This is a genomic window from Microvirga guangxiensis (assembly GCF_900102135.1).
Taxonomy (GTDB): Bacteria; Pseudomonadota; Alphaproteobacteria; order Rhizobiales; family Beijerinckiaceae; genus Microvirga; species Microvirga guangxiensis.
Genome location: NZ_FMVJ01000014.1, coordinates 61389 through 80809 on the forward strand (window position 1 = coordinate 61389; position 19421 = coordinate 80809).

Below are 19421 nucleotides of genomic sequence, written 5' to 3' on the forward strand. Positions count from 1 at the left end.
CATCTGTAGAGGAATTGGGCCGGTAAATGCGTACTTTGGCCCCGGGACAGTACCAATGAAGAAGACCGTGCTCATCGTTGAGGACAACGAACTCAACATGAAGCTCTTCAACGATCTCCTCGAGGCCCATGGCTATGCCACGCTGAAGACCAGCCATGGCATCGAGGCGATGGAGTTGGCGCGCGCCCATAAGCCCGACCTGATCCTCATGGACATTCAGTTGCCCGAGGTTTCCGGCCTGGAGGTGACTCGCTGGCTGAAGGCCGACGAGGAGCTGAAGTCCATTCCCGTAATCGCCATTACGGCCTTCGCCATGAAAGGCGATGAGGAGCGTATTCGGGAAGGGGGCTGCGAAGCCTATATGTCCAAGCCGATTTCCGTGGCGAAATTCATCGCCACTGTGAAAACATACCTAGAGGCGGATGGTGCTTCCTCATAACTGTCAAGCTGGAACAGCGTTGCTTCCCTGAAAAAGAATGCTCTTCAGGTAACTTTTCTGGGAAAATGCGGCTTTTCAGGTACATAGGCGCTTGCATCGGCCAATGTTTCCAATATGTTCAAGTTAACTTTCCGCTCTGGCGGAAGAAATGCCCTACGGATGCTCAGGTCCGCCGCATCTCCTGGGACTTCGTGGGCTCGGCCAAGCTGGAGGCGGATCGTTGCCTCCTCAACACCGCTTCCAGCTGGCCACCTCCAATCGTCTCAAGAGCGCCGCAAGGCGCTTTTTTAATGCCTTGGTTTTGGGCGCTCCGCCCTGTCGCGATCTCCCTCAGGCTCTAGCTTCCTTCTGATGTTGTTTCTCGTTCCGGCCCACGCCTGGAGCGAATCGGAAATGTTCACAGGCCTTTAGGTTGCGGCCCTAGCTTGGCCGTGGCTATTAGGACGGATAGCCGATGCCGCTAGGGAATGTCCTGGTAAGCGTCGCTCTAAAAGGGGATCTGACCATGAACCAGCGCACACCCTCACTGCCGCCGAAATCGGCCCTGACCCGGTTTTCGGTCGCGCCTCTCTCCACCATGACCCGGCGATTGGCGGATGTGGCCTCGGGCCGTGCTCCGGCCGATCTGGTCATTACAGGCGCGCGGGTGCTTTCCACCTACAGCGAGCGCATCGCTGTGGAACGGGAGGTGTGGATTGCAGGCGGACGCATCGCCGCTGTGAAGCCAGCCGGGGCCTACAGGCAGGTGAATGGTGCGCCGGGCAGAGTTTACGACGCCAAGGGCGGCATCATCGCGCCGGGCCTCGTCGATCCGCATATTCATATCGAGAGCAGCATGATCACAGCCTGCGCTTATGCGGAGGCGGCTCTTCTCAACGGCACCACGACGATCTTCTGCGACAGCCATGAAATCGGCAACGTGATGGACGCCGCCGGCATTGAGATGATGCTGGAGGATGCTCGCCACGCGCCTCTCTCGATCTTCCTCACCGTGCCGAGCACCGTGCCGGCCACGTCGCCCGACCTCGAAACCGCTGGCGGCGATCTGACGCCTGAAAAGATCGCCGCGATCTTCGACCGCTGGCCCGAAGCCGCGGCGCTTGGCGAGAAGATGGACTTCGTGCCCGTCACCATGGGTGACGAAAGAAGCCATGCGATCCTCGCCGCCGCTCTGGAGCGCGGCAAGCCTGTCTCCGGTCACATCTACGGACGCGAGTTCGTGGCGGCTTATGCGGCGAGCGGCGTGACCGACACGCACGAAGCCATCGATCGTGACATCGCGGACGATCTGCTCGATGCAGGCATCTGGATCTTCCTGCGCGGCGGCCCGCCGACCACGCCGTGGCATTCGCTGCCGGAAGCCATCAAGACCATTACGGAACTCGGCGCTTCGCACAAGCGCATCTGCGTCTGCACGGACGACCGCGATGCGGACGACCTTATGATGTTCGGCATGGACTGGGTGACGCGCGAAGCGCGCCGCGCGGGCATGAGCCGTGAGCAGGCCTGGAGCATGGGCTCGCTGCACCCGGCAACTCGCTTCGGCATGGAAGGCGAGATCGGCGGTCTAGGCGGTGGACGCCGCGCCGATGTGGTTCTGCTCGACGATGACCTGAAGGTGCAGAACACTTGGTACGGTGGCGAGCTGGTGGTGGAGAACGCGAAGATTACGCCCGTTCTCGATCAGGCGCTTTCCAATCGCTACCGTTATCCGGAAGAAGCCTATCGCACGGTGCATATTCCGAGCGTTCCAAAGCTGGTTCCCGAGCTGCCGAGTGATGCCTGCACCGCCAATGTGATCCGCGTCGCGCTGCCGGGTATCGTGCTCTTCCACGACAAGGTGCAGCTGGAAAAAGCGGATAGCTGGGACGTGCTTCTCTCCAAGAACGATCTCACCTTCGTCACCGTGATCGAACGTCATGGACGCACGGGCGGGGAGGGCGTTGCGTATGGCCTTCTCAAGGATTTCGGCCTGAAGAGCGGAGCGGTGGCGAGCAGCGTGGGACACGACTCTCACAACATCATCGTGGCCGGCACCAACGAAGCCGACATGCGTGTTGCGCTCGATGCGCTCATCCAGTCGCAGGGCGGCGTGTGCGTGGTCGATGGCGGTAAGGTCGTCGCCATGGTCCCTCTGCCGATCGCGGGACTTCTCTCCGACAAGCGCGTGACGGAAGTTGCGGAAGAAACGCGAGCGCTGAAAGCCGCGTGGGAGAAGGCTGGCTGCAAGATCCCCTACATGGGCTTCAACCTGATACCGCTCTCGGTGATCCCGGAGATCCGCATTACCGACAAAGGCCTGGTGCTCGTGCCGGAGATGGAGTTGGTGCCGCTTCTGGAGGGGTGAGAACCATCAAGGCGCATCGGCCTCGAAACGCGCCACAGCCTCGCGCATGGCCTGTGCGAAAGCTGGCTGGTCGTAGAGGTCGTTGTGTCCCACACCTGCGATGGTGCGATCCAGAATGAGGTTCGGGATCGCGCCTCGCAAGGGTTCGCTGCGCCTAGCAGGAATGATCGTATCGCGCTCCGCTGCGATAAGAGCCGTGGGAGTCTGACGATCACGGACAAGATCTATGGTCGGCATATGATGGCGCAGGAGCAGACCTGTCGGAGCCCATGCGAAATGCTCCCGCGCCAAAGCCTTCAATGAATCGAAGGGCGTGACCAGGATCAATCCTGTAAGCGGGCGGTGGTGGGCAAGATAAGCCGCGACCCCGCTTCCGATGCTGAGGCCGACTGCCACGATCTTGCGCGGCCTCGCCTGCTGGAGGTGATCGAAGATCACAATCGAATCGTCGAGCAGGGTCCGTGCACTCGGCTCCCCGCTGCTTGGCGGATAGCCCCTGTAGTGGAAAGCGATGACTTCATGATCGGGGAACAGGCCATGCAGATAAAGCGCCACGGCCTCCGCGTTCCAAGCATTTCCGCCAAATCCCAGGAGGAGGGGCTTTGTTTCCGATGGGGCGCCAAGCCGCACGCCAGCCAGCCTCCCGCCATCCGGCGTCGTCAGCTCTAAGCGCTCCGCTGAACCGGGCAGGAGAGGCCGGTTGGCGGCCGCAATTTGAGCCGGGAAAAGCATCTTTGTCTGGGACAATGCTGCAAAGGACACGAGACCCGCATAAAGAAGGGCGGCCCCAAGGAAGAGATAGAGAAACCACATGTGGTCTGACCTGCGGTGAATAGGCGTTCTCAGTTTCCGGTTGCCTCGCTGGCACGATCCGCAGCCAGTTCCTGCGTGCGGGCGAGAAGGTCCTCCAAGTCTTTCCTGAACTGCTCGAAAGCAAAGCCAAGAGCGAAGACCTGGCCGAAGCTGCCATAGGACAAGTCGTGGGAAAGCGCATGGGAACGCAAGCCTTCCGTTTCGCTCACGAAGGTGTGGAGGGCTGTCTGGAAGCTCGATGCATCGGGAGGGGTTGTGCGGGTTCGCAAAGACTTGGCAAGCCCCCGCAGGAGAAGGCAGGTTTCGTCCCGAAGAGACTTCAGCGCCGGGCCGAGCTTGTCCAGCACAGGTTCGGGCAAGGGGTTGGCCGAAGCGCGGCCAATCATTACGAGGTCGTGCCGCACGCGGTAGAGTGTTCGGATGAGAGGCTCCGGATCGGCAGAATCCGTGAGGTGGCTTTTACGCTCGCGAGCGGCTTCGTCGGCTGCGGACTCCGCTTTCTTGAGAGCAGCCCTGATCTGCGGATGAATAGTCTGCAGCGTGCTTCTGCCCTTCGGCTCCGCCGTGAGTTCTCCAATCAGAATCTCGATCAGGCTGGCATTGAGGGAAACGACTTTTGCCGCGGATTCCATCATCAGCGTATGCGCCCGCGCCGGCAGCACGAACAGGGATACGACAACGCCCACGATGTTGCCGAGCGTGATTTCCACCACCCGGTCGATGGCAGCCGTGAGGGGGCCGATGGCTTGGCCCGTCGGTGGCAGGAGCATGATCAGCGCAGTCACGGGAGCGACCCGGAAACTCGAATTGACGGCTGCGAGAAGGGCCAATGGAAAGAGCGATACTATCATGGCCAGTCCCACACCGGATAGGGAGGTGTGAGGGATGAACGCTGCGATCAGCCCCCCATAGAACGCTCCTGCGAGAGTGCCCATGAACCGCTCGATAGCGGCCTTGAGCGAACCTCCCACACTTGACTGCGTGACCACCACCGCGGTGATGGCCGCCCAATAGCCCTGAGGCAGGTTGAAGGCTTTCGTGATGGCAAAGGCGAGGGTCGCGGCGATGGTGACACGCAGGGCGAGCTTAAGCTCCGCCTGACGCGCTCCGATCCTTCCCATTATCCGCTCGAGCCACCCTGACGATGCCATGCGATTCTCCGAACGCACAGCTTAGAGGGTGGTTCAGGATTTGCGATATACGGGCTTAAGCCTCCAGCACCTGAAGGTCTTCGCCGCAATCGGTGCAGGTGCCGAGTTCCGGCGATGCGATCATCTGCGCGGTGCGGCAATGCAGGCAGCCCTTCAAGGCCATCCGGAGGGTTCCCTGCATCTGACTTGCACCCTGTCGATAGGCTTCGCTCACCTGCACGGCTTGTTCGAACATGGTCGCCTCCCTTGAGGGAAGGCGATGCTGCGCTCTGATGTGCGCTGCCGCAAGGGGAGCATCGGGGTTAGTTAGACAGGCTCCCGGTGCCCCGTAGCCAGGGTGACCTCCATGCGGGTGATGAGGCTTGCCGCAACGGAGAACAGACCGAACAGAAGATGGGGCAGATAGACCTGATCCGAGAAGCCGAGCAGGAAAGGCGAAGCAGCCAACAGAGCGCCTGCAAGGCCATCCAATATGAGATGGAGCGACATGGGCAGAATGCGCAGGGCCCCGAGTTCGTAGGCCGTGAACACGGAATAGAGGATCGCTCCCATGCCGAAAACGATGGCACCCCATCTCGCCACTGGCACATCCGCGAAGCCGAACAGCCAGGGAGACGAGAGAAGGGCGAAGCCCCACAGATAATCGATAACGCCATGAATGCTTGTGGGGAGAAAACGCATGCTCGGTCCTTAGCGTCGAGGTCTGGGGCAACGTGGCTCATGGAGGCCTGTTCCAGGCCCACCGCTTGTGCAGGATCTGGTTTGCCCTAGATCGGGACGATGAGCAGAATTCGGTGGCAGCAGGACAAGGTTGCCGGCGTGCCGCTCAACCGCCACATGGGCTTTGTCGGCCCCGTCGAGGTTGGGAGCGTGGCCTATGACGGCAGTAACAGGTTCTGGATCTGGTCGACGCCCTTGCAGGAGGATGCCTGGGGCTATGGACCAAGCGAGGAGGCTGCCAAGGCAGCGCTCGAATACTGGCTTCAGGCTTGGCTCGAGAATTTCAGGGCGTTCTTTCAGAGCGGCGTTTGAAGCTCCGTCTGCTGTGAAATTTCGGGAGCTTGGCATCGCTGCAAATTCAGCCTGCAGCTATCCTGTCGTTAGATCATTGCCAAGCTCGCTCCTGCGCGCCATGTTGTTGCATTCTTAATTGGACAGATGGGAAGGCCCTATGAATCACGTGGTTCTGCTTGGCGACAGCGTGTTCGACAACGGTGCCTATGTGAAGCCGGGTGAACCCGACGTATTGGCTCAGGTCCAAGCCAAGCTCCCGAAGGACTGGCGTGCTACCATGCGTGCCGAAGACGGCGCTGTAACCACCAGCATTGAACGCCAGCTCGCCCGCCTGCCGGAGGGTGCAAGCCACTTGATTCTCAGCGTCGGCGGAAACGATGCGTTGAGCAGCAGCGGCATTCTCAGCGAGAAGGCCAACTCCGTTGCAGAGGTCATGACCCGCTTGGCCGACGTACGGGACTCCTTCGCCCGCAGTTACCGCAAGATGTTGGATTTGGTTGTCGGCTATCGCCTCCCGACAGCTCTCTGCACGATCTATGACGCTCGTTTTCCCGACCCTGAAGAGCAGCGACGCGTGGTGGCGGCTCTTTCGGTCTTCAACGATGTCATCAGCCGTGAGGCTTTCGCCCGAAGGCTTGCGTTGATCGACTTGCGCTTGATCTGCAGCGAGCACGACGATTACGCGAACCCTATCGAGCCTTCCGCTAAAGGCGGCGACAAGATCGCGGGTACTATTGCGCAAGTGGTGGCAGGGAACAATATTTTTCCGCGTTCACAGGTGTACGCGGAGTAACTTATCTAAGCCATGGGAAACTGTCTTGCTCCGGGGCGGGTTCTTTGGTGCGAATACTGATCCTCCAATGTAGCTTGACTTTAAATTTGTTATCTTACTGCAATATGAATAGAGGATGAATAGTAGTCGCAAGAATTCGCGGGTGCGAACCTTCTCGAATGCAACCTTTTCTCTTCTTCGCAATTAGTTTTGCACGAATGGCGCTCGCCAATTCGGTAAGAGGTTTGTCATGAAAAAGGTGATCCTGCTTTCGAGCGCTGCTTTGATAACTTTCGCAAGCATCGGCTCGGCTGAAGCCCAGAGATATTATCGCGATGGATGGCGCGGCGGTTATTACCATCACCGTGGGTGGAACAACGGCGGCGCGGTGGCTGCCGGCTTGATCGGTGGTGCCGTGCTGGGCGGATTGCTCACGGCTGCGACAACTCCAGCCTATAGCTATCCATATGGTTATCCAGCCTATGGCTACGGATACAGCTATCCATCCTATAGCTATACCTATCCAGCTTATGGATATGGCTACGGCTACTCCCCTTACAACTATGGCTACTACTCGGCCCCGGTTACGCGTGTCGTCTATGCGCCTCCGGTGTACCGCACGCGTGTTGTCTACCGGCAGCCCGCCTATCGCACTCGCGTCGTCTATCGCGAGCCGCGCTATCGCACCCGCGCCGTCTATCGGAGAGAGGTCGTCAGGCCACGCGTCGTGCGCACGATGCGCCGGGATGTCGTCACAACCGGCTCCATCGGCGAGCGGCGCTATATCAGGGTGAACCGCTGAGGCTCATACAGCCGAAGCCCATTAAGAAGAAGGTCGCCTCTCAGCGAGGCGATCTTCCGGTTTTTGCTGCGCAATAGTTCTTGTCGTCACAAGACGCGTCCCGGATTGAGGATACCTTCCGGGTCGAGCGCCTGCTTCATCTTTGTCATCAGGGCCAACTCGGGGGCGGTGCGGCTCAGATGAAGGTAGGGCCGCTTGATGCGTCCAATCCCATGCTCGGCCGAAATTGAGCCGCCAAGGCTGAAGACCAGATCGTAGACGATCTTCTGCACTCTCGTCTTGGTCTCGCTCGTCATGTCCTTGATCGCCACATTGATGTGGATATTGCTGTCGGCCACATGGCCGTACACCACATAGATCGCGTCAGGAAATTGCTTCGGCATTTCTTGACGCAGATGCTCTACGGCTTCCGTCATGCGGTTGAGAGGAACACTCACGTCGAAGCGGATTTCCTCCGGCAGGAAGCGGCCATATTCATAAGGCGTTTCCCTATAGGCCCAGAAGCGGTTTCTTTCGGCGCGAGACTGGGCGACCACCGCATCCTTTATGAGGCCCTGTTCGTAAAAGTCGCTCAGGAGCGCAGAAAACGCTTCCGATCCCGCAGGTTCCGCGCCCATGTCGGCTTCGATCAGCAGGGTCAAATCGTGTTCTTCGGCGAATGCGGGCGACAAGCCGCAGATCTGCGTCGCAACCGTCATGAATTCCCGCCACATGGCTTCGAACACGAGTAGCCGACCGGGATAGGCGTGCTGAAATTTGCGCAGTACGGCGAGGGTCTCGTCGAAGCTGCCGACGGCGCAGAGAGCAGTCTGCAATCCTTGAGGTTTCGGATGAAGGCCGATTACAACGCGCGTGATGATGCCAAGAGTGCCTTCGCTCCCGATGAGGAGCTGTGGCCAGTCGTAACCGGCGTTGTTCTTCAGCATCTTGTTGAGTGAGCGGACGACGGTGCCGTCCGCGAGCACCGCTTCCAGCCCCAGGGCGTTGCGCCGCGCCATGCCATAACGCAGCACCTGGTTTCCACCAGCATTGGTGGCGATGTTGCCGCCGATCGTGCAGGTGCCGCGAGCGCCCAGATCGATCCCGCAGAGAAAGCCCGCATCTTCTGCTGCCTGCTGCACCACCGCGAGCGGCGTGCCCGCAAGGGCCGTGAGTGTGGCGCTGGCGGCGTCGATTTCCTCGATGCCGTTCATGCGCTCCAGCGAGAGAGCAACTTCACCGGCCTGTGGATGCGCGCCGCCGGCAAGTCCCGTCAGTCCGCCCTGCGCCACGACGGGCTGGCGATGCTCGTGACAAATCCGCAGAGCGGTTGCGACGTCCTCGGTGGTTTGGGGAAGGATCAATGCCAGTGGGGCCGTCGGCTGGAGGCCGCTTGCATCCGCATGATTGCGGGGAGGAATGTCGGATCCGACGCGAACCAGCGGTCCCAGGGCTGCGACAAGGGCGTCAATGGCATGGCTCATCGAGGTCACGTTCCACGGAAATGAAAATCGGTTGGATATTGAAAGAGCTTGATGTCATCAGGCATCGTCGGTGACGCGCACGATAGCATCCGGACGCTTCCAGAGGTCGGGCAGGAGTTCCAGCCCGAGGCCGGGCTTCATGTTCACCGTGACCTCTCCCTTCGCGACAATCGGCAGTTCCGTCACCAGTTCCTTGTACCAGCCCGTATAAAAGGCGCGCACACTTTCCTGGATCAGCGCGTTGCGGGCATGCAGGGAGAAATGACAGGAAGCCGCATAAACGACTGGACCTGTGCAATCATGTGGGGCGACGGGCACGTGCCATGCTTCGGCAAGAGCCGCAATCTTGCGCGCTTCCGTCAGGCCGCCGCACCAGGACAGATCGAGCATGGCGACGCCCGCGACGCCGGTTTCGAGATACTCGCGGAAGGCATGCGTGTAGGACAGGGTCTCGGAAGCGCACACCCACGCTTTCGAGTGCCGTGCGTATTCCTTCAGGTCGCCGATATTGTCCAGGCGGAAGGGGTCCTCGTGCCAATAGGTGTCGAATTGCGCCAAGGCTCCTGCGAGCTTCTTGGCCATCGGAAGGCTCCAGAGAGAATGGAACTCCACCATGATGTCCATCCTGTCGCCGACGGCCTTGCGGATCTTGGCGAAAGGTTCGAGCGCGGTGCGCAACTCCTCCGCTGAGATGTCATAGCCATGGCTGCGCTCGGCGGCGACATCGAAGGGCCAGATCTTCATGCCGGTGATGCCCTGCTCGAGGAGGGAGTGAGCCAGATCATCCGCGTGGTTCAGGAAAGCATCGAGATCCTCATAATCGCCCCCGATTGTCCCCACGCCCCAATTGGCTACCTTCTGCGCACGGCTGTCGCGGATATAGCGATAGCCTGCGCAGGTGTTGTAGACCCGGATGCTGTCGCGCGAGCGTCCGCCCAGCATGTCGCAGATGGGCTTGCCGTGCGCCTTCCCGAAGATGTCCCACAGGGCAATGTCGATGGCCGAGTTGCCGCGCGTTTCCACCCCTGCGGAGCGCCAGCCGAGATAATTCTGCAGATCGCGGTTGATCGCTTCGATCTGAAGCGGATCGCGCCCGATCAGCTTCGGCGCCACTGTCTCATGGAGATAGGCTTCGACGGACGCCGCTCCCATGAAGGTCTCGCCGAGGCCGATGATGCCTTCATCCGTATGAAGCCTGACCCAGACGATGTTCGCGAATTCCTGAAGACGGATCGTCTCGACGTGGGTGATCTTCATGGAGCGCTCTCAAGTATATGAACCGACTGCTCGATGTAACAATGTGCTGTATTCGCAGATCATACCATAAGCTGATCTGGCTTCGCGTGTCTCCGACTTGAATAATCCACTCAGGCGAACAGAATAATACAAAATCATAAAGCTAGGGCGGGATGAGATGTGAGCAGGATCGGAGCCTTCTTCTTCAGGGGCCTGGAAGGCGTAATGGTCTTTCTGCTTGCCGGCATGGTTGCCATGGTCTTTGGCAACGTCGTCCTGCGCTATATTTTCGATACCGGAATTGACGTATCGGAGGAGTTGTCCCGCTTCTTCTTCGTCTGGCTGACCTTCATCGGCGCTGTGGTTGTGGGGCGTGAGAATGCGCATCTGGGCGTCGAAACCCTCGTCTCCAAGTTCGGGGAGAAAGGCCGCAAGGTCTGCATGGTCCTTTCGGATATTTTCGTCATCATCTGCTGCGTCATCTTCTTCTGGGGGACTTGGCTGCAGGCAGAGATCAACGCGACGAACTATGCGCCCATTACCGAGATCTCGATGCTCTGGGTGTACGGCATCGGCTATTTCACGAGCGTCGGCTTGGGGCTGATGGCGGCCTATCGGATCTTGAGGGTGCTGACAGGACGTATCAGCGAACGGGAAGTCCGGGTTTTCGCCGGAGATTATAGCGACGATGAAGCCCATGCCCTGAGGGAGCGCCTCGAGTGACGATCGTCGTTTTCCTCGTCTCGCTCCTGGGAGCCATGGCGCTGGGCATGCCGATTGCCTTCGCGCTCATCGTCTGCGCGCTTGCGCTCATGCTCTGGCTCGGCAACTTCGACAGCCAGATCGTGGCGCAGAACCTGATCATCGGGGCGGATAACTTCCAGCTCCTTGCCGTACCGTTCTTCCTGCTGGCCGGCGAGCTGATGAATGTCGGCGGATTGTCCAAGCGCATCGTCAACTTCGCGCTTGCCTGCCTGGGACATATCCATGGCGGCCTCGGCTATGTGGCCATCGTCGCGGCGTTGATCCTTGCCGCTCTTTCGGGCTCCGCTGCTGCCGATACGGCGGCGCTCGCCGCGATTCTCATTCCGATGATGCGCAATGCCGGCTACGACATTCCGCGGTCAGCAGGCCTCATTGCGGCCGGCGGCATCATCGCGCCCGTCATTCCGCCTTCCATCGGCTTCATCATCTTTGGTGTCGCGGCCAATGTATCGATCTCCCAGCTGTTCCTGGCTGGCGTCGCTCCTGGTCTCATGATGGGCTTGGCCCTCGTCGTCGCATGGTGGATCGTGAGCCGGAGGGATAAGTTGAAGACCTCGCCGCGAACGACCATGCGGGAACGCGGGAAGGCCTTCGTCGACGGTTTCTTCGCACTTCTGATGCCTGTCATGATCCTGGGCGGCATCAAGTGGGGCATCGTCACGCCCACGGAAGCGGCGGTGCTCGCGGCGGTCTATGCGCTGATCATCGGCATGTTCGTCTACCGCGAGCTGAAGCCGTCCATGCTCTATGGCGTCTTCTTGACGGCTGCGAAGACAACCGCAGTGGTCATGTTCCTGGTGGCGGCGGCGCTCGTCTCCGCCTGGCTCATCACGCAGGCGAACATCCCAGCCGAGATCAGCACCTTCATCGAACCGCTCATGGGCAACAAGACCCTTCTCATGTTCGCCTTGATGTTCCTAGTGGTGATCGTCGGCACCGCGCTGGATTTTTCGCCGACGGTGCTGATCCTAACGCCGGTCCTTATGCCAATCGTGAAGCAGGCAGGCATCGATCCGGTTTATTTCGGTGTCCTGTTCATCATCAACAACGCAATCGGGCTGATCACGCCACCGGTGGGCATCGTGCTCAATGTGGTGAGCGGCGTCGCCCGCGTGCCTATGGGAGCCGTGATCAAGGGCGTCAATCCGTTCCTGATCGCGCAGCTTGTCGTGCTCGTCCTGCTCATCGTCTTCCCTGATCTCGTGATGGTGCCCCTGTCATGGCTCAGGGGGCGTTGAGCAGAGGGGAAGAAAAAGACACAGGAGAGGAAACAGCCATGAAGACCTTGAAATACGCACTCGCGGCAGGCGTCGCCGTCACGCTTCTGTCGACACTGCCGGCCGCTGCTCAGTTCACGGAGCGCAACATCCGCATCTCCAACGGCGTGAACGAGGATCACCCGAACGGGAAGGGCGTCGACACATTCAAAGCCTGTCTGACCGAGAAGTCCGGCGGCAAGATGAAGGTTCAGGGATTCTGGGGTGGAGCCCTGGGCGGCGATCTTCAGGCCACGCAGGCGCTGCGCTCGGGCACGCAGGAGATGGTCGTCACGTCGAGCTCGCCGCTCATCGGCATCCTGCCGGAACTCGGCGTGTTCGACCTGCCGTTCCTCTTCGCCAATGAGAAGGAGGCTGACGCCATTCTCGACGGCGAGTTCGGCAAGCACATCGACGCGAAGCTCGAAGGGGTAGGGCTCGTCAACCTCGCTTACTGGGAGAACGGCTTCCGCAATCTCACGAACTCACGGCGTCCCGTCGAGAAGTGGGAGGACTTCAAGGGCCTGAAGGTTCGCGTCATGCAGAACAACGTGTTCCTGGACACGTTCAAGAACATGGGTGCGAATGCTGTGCCGATGGCTTTCGGCGAGGTGTTCACCGCGCTTGAGACCAAGGCCATCGACGGTCAGGAGAACCCTTTCGTGACCATCGACACCTCGAAGTTCTACGAGGTGCAGAAGTATCTGTCGGTCACCCGCCATGCCTACACGCCGTTCCTTGTGCTCTACTCGAAGAAATTGTGGGATGGGATGTCGAAGGACGAGCAGGCGGCTCTGCGTGACTGCGCCATCGCCGGTCGCGACGAGCAGCGCAAGGTCTCCCGTGAACTGGGTCAGGCTTCCCTGCAGAAGATCAAGGGCTCGGGCGTCGTGGTCAACGAGCTGAACGAGCAGGAAGCAAACCGCATGCGTGAGCAGGCCAAATCCGTGTGGGAAAAGCACGCGACCACCATCGGTCCTGATACGGTGAAGATGATGCAAGCCGAACTCGACAAGATGCGAAAGAAGTAACATCCTGCAGCGATCCTTATTGCGCCGCCCGGAATGCCGTTGTTCCGGGCGGCGAGCCTCTCTGAAGCGGCAGTATTTCGAGTAAAGATATTCAACCGATGCAGATTCTCATCCTCGGAGCGGCCGGAATGGTTGGCCGCAAGCTCACCGAACGGCTCGTCAAAGATGGTCAGCTGAACGGGCAAGCGATCACTCGTCTCGTGCTGCACGACGTAATCCAGCCCGAGGCCCCGCAGGCTTCATTCGAGATCGCCGCGCTTGCATCCGATTTCTCCCAGCCGGGAGAGGCTGAGAAGCTCATTGCAAGCCGTCCGGACGTCATCTTTCATCTCGCCGCCATCGTATCCGGCGAGGCCGAGGCCGATCTGGAGAAGGGCTATCGGATCAATCTCGACGGCACCCGCTTTCTCTTCGATGCCATTCGCCATGTAGGCGACGGTTACTGCCCGCGCCTGGTGTTCACATCTTCCATCGCGGTCTTCGGCGCTCCGTTTCCCGATGCCATCGGCGACGAGTTCTTCCTTACGCCGCTCACGAGCTATGGCACGCAGAAAGCCATTGGCGAGCTGCTCCTTGCCGATTACACGCGGCGCGGCTTCTTCGACGGCATCGGAATTCGCTTGCCGACGATCTGCGTGCGCCCGGGCAAGCCCAACAAGGCAGCGTCCGGCTTTTTCTCCAGCATCATCCGCGAGCCGCTCAGCGGGCAGGAGGCGGTGCTGCCTGTGGCCGAGGATGTGCGTCACGCCCATGCCTCGCCGCGCTCGGCCGTGGGCTTTCTCATGCACGCTGCAACTCTCGATACCGCAAGGCTCGGCCCCCGGCGCAATCTTACCATGCCCAGCGTTTCGGTGACGGTCGCGGAGCAGATCGAATCCTTGCGACGCATTGCCGGAGAGAAGGTGGCAGCAAGGATCCGCCGCGAACCCGATGCCGATATCATGCGCATGGTGGCGGGCTGGCCGCGCCGGTTCGATGCCGGCCGGGCCCAAAGTCTCGGCTTTCGCGCGGAGACAAGTTTCGACGAGATCATCCGCCTTCATATCGAGGATGAACTCGCCGGAAAGATCGCCGGTTAAGGGCGTGAAGATCCTTCCCTGTACGGCATCTCGTTCGTGTCGTGCGGGGGCGGCAACCTGTGAAAGTCGTTTTTAAAGGCGTTTCATGCAAATTTTCGGCATTTGCCTTGTGGAAACGACCCTCCGACAACTTGGAACTTTGTTCCCAACCACTATGCAGATAGTGCTAAATACGCGCATGGCCTCGTGAAAAGGAGTTTCCAGTGGCAAAGACTGCAACCAAGAAAGCCCCGGCCCGCAAGGCCGCTGCTACCAAAGCAACCAAGGCTCCGGCCAAGAAGGCAGCAGCCAAGACGACTGCGGCTAAGAAGCCTGCCAAGGCTGCAGCCTCCAAGACGTCTGCGAAGACCGCAGCCAAGGCTGTCAAGAAGCCGGTGAAGGCCGCTGCTTCGTCGAACGGCATCCTCACGCTCCGCAACATCGCCGACGTGCTGTCCGAGGCTCATGAGCTTCCGAAGCGTCAGGCGAACGAGATGCTCACCCAGGTGGTTGAGCTTATCGCGAAGAGCCTGAAGAAGGGCGACAAGATCCGCCTGTCCGGCCTCGGCATCCTGCAGGTTCGCAAGCGTGCTGCCCGCATGGGCCGCAACCCGCAGACCGGCGAGCCTGTGAAGATCAAGGCTTCGAAGAAGATCGCCTTCCGGGCCGCCAAGGACCTCAAGGAATCGATCTAAGTCTTGCACAGCGGCGCGGCATCGAATGTCGCGCCGCTGCTCTTTACTCTGCGAGCGTCACTGCTCGTTCGCCCCTCCTGCGCTCTCACGAGAGCGGAAGTGCTGATCGCCAGCCGTGAGGGGACATCGGCTCTCCCGTCGAGACATCCGGGGCCGCGAGAATATACGAACAGAACCTGTAAGCGGCATTCTCCGACGAACTGTGTCCGGCGAACTATCAATGCTGCGCGCTCGTCTCTGGCTTTGTGTCCCAAAATTGCAGCCCGGCTTCAGACAACAAAAAACCGCCCGAGTGGGCGGCTTTTCGAATTCTACGGTGTTGGCAGGAAGCTTACTTAATCTTGGCTTCCTTGAACTCCACGTGCTTCTTCGCGACGGGGTCGTACTTCTTGAACGACATCTTGTCGGTCATGGTACGGGAGTTCTTCTTCGTGACGTAGAAATAGCCCGTGTCGGCGGTGGAGACGAGCTTCACTTTGATTGTTGCGGCTTTGGCCATAGGTCGGGACCTCTTGTTCAGTGTGAACGCGCTCGGTTGGCCCTATGGCGTGGCCGAAACGCAAAGGCCGGGCGAACCCGGCCGGAATATCGTGGGTTTCCCATGCCCGATTATGCCGGTTTCGTCAAGGGTCCGGCATGGCAGGGTGGGAATTTCCCCTTCTGATGTCGCTATCGTGGCCAGCAGGGGGAAGCATGACCGTATCTGGGCCAGGATTTCCGTGCTCTCTGCTCCGCTCGGTTAGGGAATCGGGGAAACCCTAAAGCAGCTCCCGAATGAAATGGCCGCGCTTCTGGTAGAAGAAGGGCACCGGCAGCATGGGGCTGAAGCCTGCGGCGATCCGGGCTTCCAGCTCGCCCAGGAGGACGCCGGTGATCGGGGGGAGGTCCAGCTTTCGGGCCTCGGCCACGGTCACCCAGGCAAGTTCCACCAGTTCGGAATCAGGCCCCACCATGCCTTCGACCTCATGGGTGATGGCGGTGCGATCGACCGCGAAGAATCGGGTGTCGAAGCGTTTGACACGCTTGGGCGGCGTGATGGCTCGGCCGATGAAGTGAAGATCCTCCAGGTCGGGAAAAACCCCATGCTCCCGAAAAGCCTCCCAGGGAGTGCCCGCGGGGACCGAGTCCGGCTTGCCGTAATCCTTGGTGCCCAGCAATAGCCCGGTCTCCTCGAAGGTCTCCCGAATGGCGGCGAGTGCCAGGGCACGGCTGCGCTGGATCGACGGGCGCGTTACCCGGGCCATCAGGGCCGATTCTGCACGCGGATGCAGGGCGCCGGTAACCGTCATCGATCGGTCGCCAGCCTCGATGCGCCCGCCAGGAAAGACGAACTTGCCCGGCATGAACTTATGGCCCTCATGACGCTTGCCCATGAGGACCTTCGGGTGCTTGCCCTTGCGGTCGATGATGATGAGGGTGGAGGCGTCGACGGGGCGGAGAGCAGGGACGTTCGTCTTACGCTCCCCGGCGACCAGAGAATCCATCCTGGCCAATGTTTGCGCGTCCGTCACCCACGTCCTCCTCGACAGAATTCTGCTGGGCCCGAGCGGCCCCGAAACCATGCATCCCTAGCGCGTATTGAAGCCCTACGACAGCGCCTTTGACGGGCTGGAGCAAGGCCAGAGATAGAACAAGGGTCAGCAGGGGCCAGATCGCCAGATGGACCCAGAGCGCCACATCCATCTTCGTTTCTGTCATGAGAATGCCGTAGCCGACCAGATGGCCGACGATGAACATCACGATATAGGGCGGGAAGTCATCGGCGCGATGGTGATGAAATTCCGTACCGCACGCCTCGCAGCGATCAACGACCTTCAGGAACCTGCCGAAAAGGCGACCCTTGTTGCAGGCTGGGCAGCGGCAGAGAAAGCCGCGCCGCATGGCGGTCGTCGCGGATACATCCTCTGCGGGGGCTGAGGCTGTATGAATTGTCAGAGGCATTGCTTCTCGCTTCCTGTCAGCCGCGGCCGCGGCGCTTCACTTTCACCCGGGTGGGGGAGCGGTGGCTCGAGGCCCCAGCCTTCGCCGGTTTCTTCGCGCCGCGCGGCGGACGCTTCCCGCTCTTTCTGCCGCCACCCACTTTGCCGGTGAAGCGGCCCTTGGTGAGCAACTCGAACCGCAAGGCTCCTGCAACAGGTGCTGCTTCTACCAGCTTGACCTCCACCTTGTCGCCGAGGCGGTAGGTTTCACCCGTGTGCTCGCCGCGCATGGAATGGGTCTTCTCATCGAAGCGATAATAGTCGTCACCGATGGTCGCCGCCGGAACGAAGCCGTCCGCGCCGGTCTCACTGAGCTTGATGAAAAGACCGGCCTTCGTCACTCCCGAAATCTGCCCGTCGAATTTGGCTCCGATTCTATCGGCAAGGAAGTGCGCAATGAGGCGGTCGATTGTCTCACGCTCGGCCGCCATGGCCCGCCGCTCCGCCGCAGAGATCTTCGCGCTGATCTCTGCGAGCTCGCCGAAGGTGATGTCGGGCGGAAGCCCGTCCTTGCCGAGCTTCAATCCGCTGATGAGCGCACGGTGGACGATCAGGTCCGCATAGCGGCGGATAGGCGAGGTGAAGTGGGCATAGCGCTTCAGGTTCAGGCCGAAATGCCCGTAATTCTCTGCCGAATATTCCGCCTGCGACTGTGAGCGCAGAACGACTTCATTGATGAAGAGCTGGTGCTCGGAGCCCTCGACGCTGCGGAGGATGCGGTTGAAGAGTTCTGGTTTGAGCGCGCCCTGTGTCGGCAGCTTCAGGCCGATTGAGGCGAGCACCTCGCTCAAGCTCCGCATCTTCTCCAGCGAGGGCTCGTCGTGGACGCGATAGATCAGGCTGGACTGCGCCTTTTCCAGCGCTTCAGCTGCCGCCACGTTGGCGAGGATCATGAACTCCTCGATGAGCTTGTGCGCCTCCAGCCGCTCGGGGACGAACACGCGGTCCACGGTGCCATCCGGCTTCAACACGATCTTGCGCTCGGGCAGGTCGAGATAAAGCGGCTCGCGGACGTCGCGCGCCTTCTTCACAAGGGCATAGCCGGCCCAGAGGGGTTTGAGGATCGTGTCGAGGATCGGCTTCGTCACGTCGTCGGGCCTGCCGTCGATGGCGGCCTGTGCCTGCTGGTACGAGAGTTTTTCCGCCGAGCGCATCATGATGCGGTGGAAGGAGTGGCGAATCTTCCGTCCATCCGGGCCGATTACCATGCGAACTGCAAGGGCAGGGCGGTCCTCACGCGGGCGCAGGGAGCAGAGATTGTTGGAAATCCGCTCCGGCAGCATCGGGACGACACGGTCGGGGAAGTAAACCGAGTTGCCGCGCTCCTGCGCTTCCCGGTCCATGGCCGATCCGGGTCTGATGTAGGCGGCAACATCCGCGATCGCGACAGTCAGGATGTAGCCGCCCACATTGTTCGGATCCGGATCGGGAGCGGCATGGACCGCATCGTCATGATCCTTGGCATCCGCCGGATCGATTGTGATGAGCGGCAGGTCGCGCCAGTCCTCACGGCCTGCGAGCGTGGCGGGCTTGGCCGCTTCCGCCTCGTCGATCACCGCTTTCGGAAACTCGTTCGGGATGTTGTGGGCAAAGATCGCGATGAGGCTGACGGCCTTTTCGGATTTGACGGAGCCGAGGCGCTCCTTGACCTTGGCATGAGGCAGGCCGATGCGACCGTGCTTCACGATGCTAGCTGCGATGAGGTCGCCGTCCTGCGCGCCGTTCTCGTCGCCGGGATTGATCTGGCGTTCATCGCCACGGGATTTCTTGTCCACCGGGATCAAGCGTCCGCCACCCTCGGGCAGGGCGCGGAAAATGCCGAGAACCTGAGCCTGCTTCTTGGCGAGGATCTTGGTCACGCGGCCCGAGTAGCGATGAATGTCCCCCGCCTTCAACGGATCGGCCCGCAACAGCACCCGGTCACCCACGCCTGCGACCGGCATCCCGGGCTTCGGCTTGCGGGCGGGCATGATGATGATCGTAGGGATGGAACCGTGTTCCTCCTCGTCCCACTCGGTCGGCACGGCGATCAACTCGCCATCGCGGTCGCGCTTGATGATATCGGCCATTACCATAGGCGGCAGCTGACCGGCCTTATGGACCCGCTTGCCCCGGCGGTTCACCGCGCCCTGGTCCTCAAGGTCCTTGAGCATCTGCTTGAGCCAAATGCGGTCGCCGCCCTTGATGTTGAAGGCCTGCGCTATCTCGCGCTTGCCCACCTTGCCAGGCGTATTGGCAATGAAGGCCACCAGATCTTCCCGGGACGGGAGGGCGGAGGATGAATGCGGTTTGGAACGTTTGGCCAAGGCAAAAACTCGTTGAGCTCGTCAGGTCTTGTCGCATGCAAGCTTGGCCGCGGCTAGTCCGCGCAGCCCGCCTGTGAATGACGCGCAAGAGCGTCTCAAGATCCATCCAAGGACTAGAAGCCGTTTCGGGCAAAAAAAAAGGCTCCGAGATGGAGCCTTGTGAGGGACCGGCCCGTGGGGGCAGAATGGGCCGGTGATGCCTATCAACGGCTGGGTTCGGCGTTGGTTCCAAATTTTTTTGAGAAAAATTAGAAAAGTTTCAAAAATCGATTAACTTATTGATTTGGCTTGTAA

20 protein-coding genes are annotated in these 19421 nt (G+C 60.4%); 10 read left to right on the top strand and 10 right to left on the bottom strand.

Annotated elements, in window-relative coordinates; genetic code table 11:
• Positions 1-55 precede the first annotated feature (55 nt).
• Both BLP10_RS19385 and BLP10_RS19395 read left to right on the top strand, forming a co-directional pair.
• A complete protein-coding gene (locus BLP10_RS19385; RefSeq protein WP_091138365.1) occupies positions 56-439 on the top strand; it encodes a response regulator in 384 nt (127 codons plus the stop codon).
• Between the two features lie 505 nt (positions 440-944).
• On the top strand, positions 945-2786 hold the full coding sequence (locus BLP10_RS19395; RefSeq protein ID WP_091138370.1) for an adenine deaminase: 1842 nt from the start codon (positions 945-947) through the stop codon (positions 2784-2786).
• Between the two features lie 6 nt (positions 2787-2792).
• On the opposite strand, the gene BLP10_RS19400 is transcribed toward BLP10_RS19395, so the two are convergent.
• From BLP10_RS19400 to BLP10_RS19415, 4 genes are all read right to left on the bottom strand, one after another.
• The gene (locus BLP10_RS19400; RefSeq protein ID WP_091138373.1) at positions 2793-3599 is read right to left on the bottom strand and encodes an alpha/beta hydrolase; all 807 of its coding nucleotides are present in this window, start codon (positions 3597-3599) and stop codon (positions 2793-2795) included.
• Between the two features lie 29 nt (positions 3600-3628).
• Complete coding sequence (locus BLP10_RS19405) at positions 3629-4750, bottom strand: FUSC family protein (RefSeq protein ID WP_091138376.1); 1122 nt, start codon at positions 4748-4750, stop codon at positions 3629-3631.
• A gap of 55 nt (positions 4751-4805) precedes the next feature.
• Positions 4806-4985 (bottom strand): hypothetical protein, encoded by a 180-nt coding sequence (locus BLP10_RS19410; RefSeq protein WP_091138378.1) that lies wholly within the window; start codon positions 4983-4985, stop codon positions 4806-4808.
• A 71-nt stretch (positions 4986-5056) separates the two neighbouring features.
• On the bottom strand, positions 5057-5431 hold the full coding sequence (locus BLP10_RS19415; RefSeq protein ID WP_091138380.1) for an SPW repeat domain-containing protein: 375 nt from the start codon (positions 5429-5431) through the stop codon (positions 5057-5059).
• A gap of 99 nt (positions 5432-5530) precedes the next feature.
• Here BLP10_RS19415 and BLP10_RS19420 point away from each other — a divergent pair, with 99 nt between their 5' ends.
• From BLP10_RS19420 to BLP10_RS23280, 3 genes are all read left to right on the top strand, one after another.
• Positions 5531-5782: a hypothetical protein gene (locus BLP10_RS19420; RefSeq protein ID WP_091138382.1), complete on the top strand. Its 252-nt coding sequence runs from the start codon at positions 5531-5533 to the stop codon at positions 5780-5782.
• Between the two features lie 139 nt (positions 5783-5921).
• Complete coding sequence (locus BLP10_RS19425) at positions 5922-6557, top strand: SGNH/GDSL hydrolase family protein (protein WP_091138385.1); 636 nt, start codon at positions 5922-5924, stop codon at positions 6555-6557.
• A gap of 229 nt (positions 6558-6786) precedes the next feature.
• A complete protein-coding gene (locus BLP10_RS23280; RefSeq protein ID WP_175493982.1) occupies positions 6787-7338 on the top strand; it encodes a hypothetical protein in 552 nt (183 codons plus the stop codon).
• 86 nt (positions 7339-7424) lie between these two features.
• Here the strand turns inward: BLP10_RS23280 and BLP10_RS19435 are convergent, their stop codons facing one another.
• Complete coding sequence (locus BLP10_RS19435) at positions 7425-8801, bottom strand: FAD-binding oxidoreductase (protein WP_091138388.1); 1377 nt, start codon at positions 8799-8801, stop codon at positions 7425-7427.
• Between the two features lie 57 nt (positions 8802-8858).
• Positions 8859-10058, bottom strand: a complete 1200-nt coding sequence (locus BLP10_RS19440) for a mandelate racemase/muconate lactonizing enzyme family protein (RefSeq protein ID WP_091138390.1) — start codon at positions 10056-10058, stop codon at positions 8859-8861.
• Positions 10059-10262: 204 nt separating this feature from the next.
• Between BLP10_RS19440 and BLP10_RS19445 the strand changes: the two genes are divergently transcribed.
• The 5 genes from BLP10_RS19445 (at position 10263) to BLP10_RS23895 (ending at position 14842) form a co-directional block, all read left to right on the top strand.
• Positions 10263-10760, top strand: coding sequence for a TRAP transporter small permease (locus BLP10_RS19445; protein WP_091138393.1), 498 nt, complete (start codon positions 10263-10265; stop codon positions 10758-10760).
• Positions 10757-12040 carry a TRAP transporter large permease subunit gene (locus tag BLP10_RS19450; RefSeq protein WP_091138396.1) on the top strand — a complete coding sequence of 428 codons (1284 nt, stop codon included), beginning with the start codon at positions 10757-10759 and terminating at the stop codon, positions 12038-12040. Before BLP10_RS19445 ends, BLP10_RS19450 begins: the two co-directional genes overlap by 4 nt.
• 38 nt (positions 12041-12078) lie before the next feature.
• A complete protein-coding gene (locus BLP10_RS19455) occupies positions 12079-13089 on the top strand; it encodes a TRAP transporter substrate-binding protein (protein WP_091138399.1) in 1011 nt (336 codons plus the stop codon).
• 98 nt (positions 13090-13187) lie between these two features.
• A complete protein-coding gene (gene denD, locus BLP10_RS19460) occupies positions 13188-14168 on the top strand; it encodes a D-erythronate dehydrogenase (protein ID WP_091138402.1) in 981 nt (326 codons plus the stop codon).
• 203 nt (positions 14169-14371) lie between these two features.
• Positions 14372-14842 carry an HU family DNA-binding protein gene (locus BLP10_RS23895; RefSeq protein WP_091138404.1) on the top strand — a complete coding sequence of 157 codons (471 nt, stop codon included), beginning with the start codon at positions 14372-14374 and terminating at the stop codon, positions 14840-14842.
• A 331-nt stretch (positions 14843-15173) separates the two neighbouring features.
• Here BLP10_RS23895 and rpmG read toward each other — a convergent pair whose 3' ends face one another.
• The 4 genes from rpmG to rnr form a co-directional block, all read right to left on the bottom strand.
• Complete coding sequence (gene rpmG / locus BLP10_RS19470) at positions 15174-15341, bottom strand: 50S ribosomal protein L33 (RefSeq protein ID WP_091138407.1); 168 nt, start codon at positions 15339-15341, stop codon at positions 15174-15176.
• A 259-nt stretch (positions 15342-15600) separates the two neighbouring features.
• Positions 15601-16326 carry an NUDIX hydrolase gene (locus tag BLP10_RS19475; RefSeq protein ID WP_091138411.1) on the bottom strand — a complete coding sequence of 242 codons (726 nt, stop codon included), beginning with the start codon at positions 16324-16326 and terminating at the stop codon, positions 15601-15603.
• A complete protein-coding gene (locus BLP10_RS19480; protein WP_091138413.1) occupies positions 16298-16783 on the bottom strand; it encodes a DUF983 domain-containing protein in 486 nt (161 codons plus the stop codon). Before BLP10_RS19480 ends, BLP10_RS19475 begins: the two co-directional genes overlap by 29 nt.
• A 16-nt stretch (positions 16784-16799) precedes the next feature.
• Positions 16800-19127 (bottom strand): ribonuclease R, encoded by a 2328-nt coding sequence (gene rnr, locus BLP10_RS19485; RefSeq protein WP_091138417.1) that lies wholly within the window; start codon positions 19125-19127, stop codon positions 16800-16802.
• Between the last annotated feature and the right edge of the window lie 294 nt (positions 19128-19421).

Coding starts and splice junctions, on each gene's coding strand:
- BLP10_RS19385 (WP_091138365.1), top strand. CDS start 56: ATGAAGAAGACCGTGCTCATCGTTGAGGACAACGAACTCAACATGAAG.
- BLP10_RS19395 (WP_091138370.1), top strand. CDS start 945: ATGAACCAGCGCACACCCTCACTGCCGCCGAAATCGGCCCTGACCCGG.
- BLP10_RS19400 (WP_091138373.1), bottom strand. CDS start 3,599: ATGTGGTTTCTCTATCTCTTCCTTGGGGCCGCCCTTCTTTATGCGGGT.
- BLP10_RS19405 (WP_091138376.1), bottom strand. CDS start 4,750: ATGGCATCGTCAGGGTGGCTCGAGCGGATAATGGGAAGGATCGGAGCG.
- BLP10_RS19410 (WP_091138378.1), bottom strand. CDS start 4,985: ATGTTCGAACAAGCCGTGCAGGTGAGCGAAGCCTATCGACAGGGTGCA.
- BLP10_RS19415 (WP_091138380.1), bottom strand. CDS start 5,431: ATGCGTTTTCTCCCCACAAGCATTCATGGCGTTATCGATTATCTGTGG.
- BLP10_RS19420 (WP_091138382.1), top strand. CDS start 5,531: ATGAGCAGAATTCGGTGGCAGCAGGACAAGGTTGCCGGCGTGCCGCTC.
- BLP10_RS19425 (WP_091138385.1), top strand. CDS start 5,922: ATGAATCACGTGGTTCTGCTTGGCGACAGCGTGTTCGACAACGGTGCC.
- BLP10_RS23280 (WP_175493982.1), top strand. CDS start 6,787: ATGAAAAAGGTGATCCTGCTTTCGAGCGCTGCTTTGATAACTTTCGCA.
- BLP10_RS19435 (WP_091138388.1), bottom strand. CDS start 8,801: ATGAGCCATGCCATTGACGCCCTTGTCGCAGCCCTGGGACCGCTGGTT.
- BLP10_RS19440 (WP_091138390.1), bottom strand. CDS start 10,058: ATGAAGATCACCCACGTCGAGACGATCCGTCTTCAGGAATTCGCGAAC.
- BLP10_RS19445 (WP_091138393.1), top strand. CDS start 10,263: ATGGTCTTTCTGCTTGCCGGCATGGTTGCCATGGTCTTTGGCAACGTC.
- BLP10_RS19455 (WP_091138399.1), top strand. CDS start 12,079: ATGAAGACCTTGAAATACGCACTCGCGGCAGGCGTCGCCGTCACGCTT.
- denD (WP_091138402.1), top strand. CDS start 13,188: ATGCAGATTCTCATCCTCGGAGCGGCCGGAATGGTTGGCCGCAAGCTC.
- rpmG (WP_091138407.1), bottom strand. CDS start 15,341: ATGGCCAAAGCCGCAACAATCAAAGTGAAGCTCGTCTCCACCGCCGAC.
- BLP10_RS19475 (WP_091138411.1), bottom strand. CDS start 16,326: ATGGATTCTCTGGTCGCCGGGGAGCGTAAGACGAACGTCCCTGCTCTC.
- BLP10_RS19480 (WP_091138413.1), bottom strand. CDS start 16,783: ATGCCTCTGACAATTCATACAGCCTCAGCCCCCGCAGAGGATGTATCC.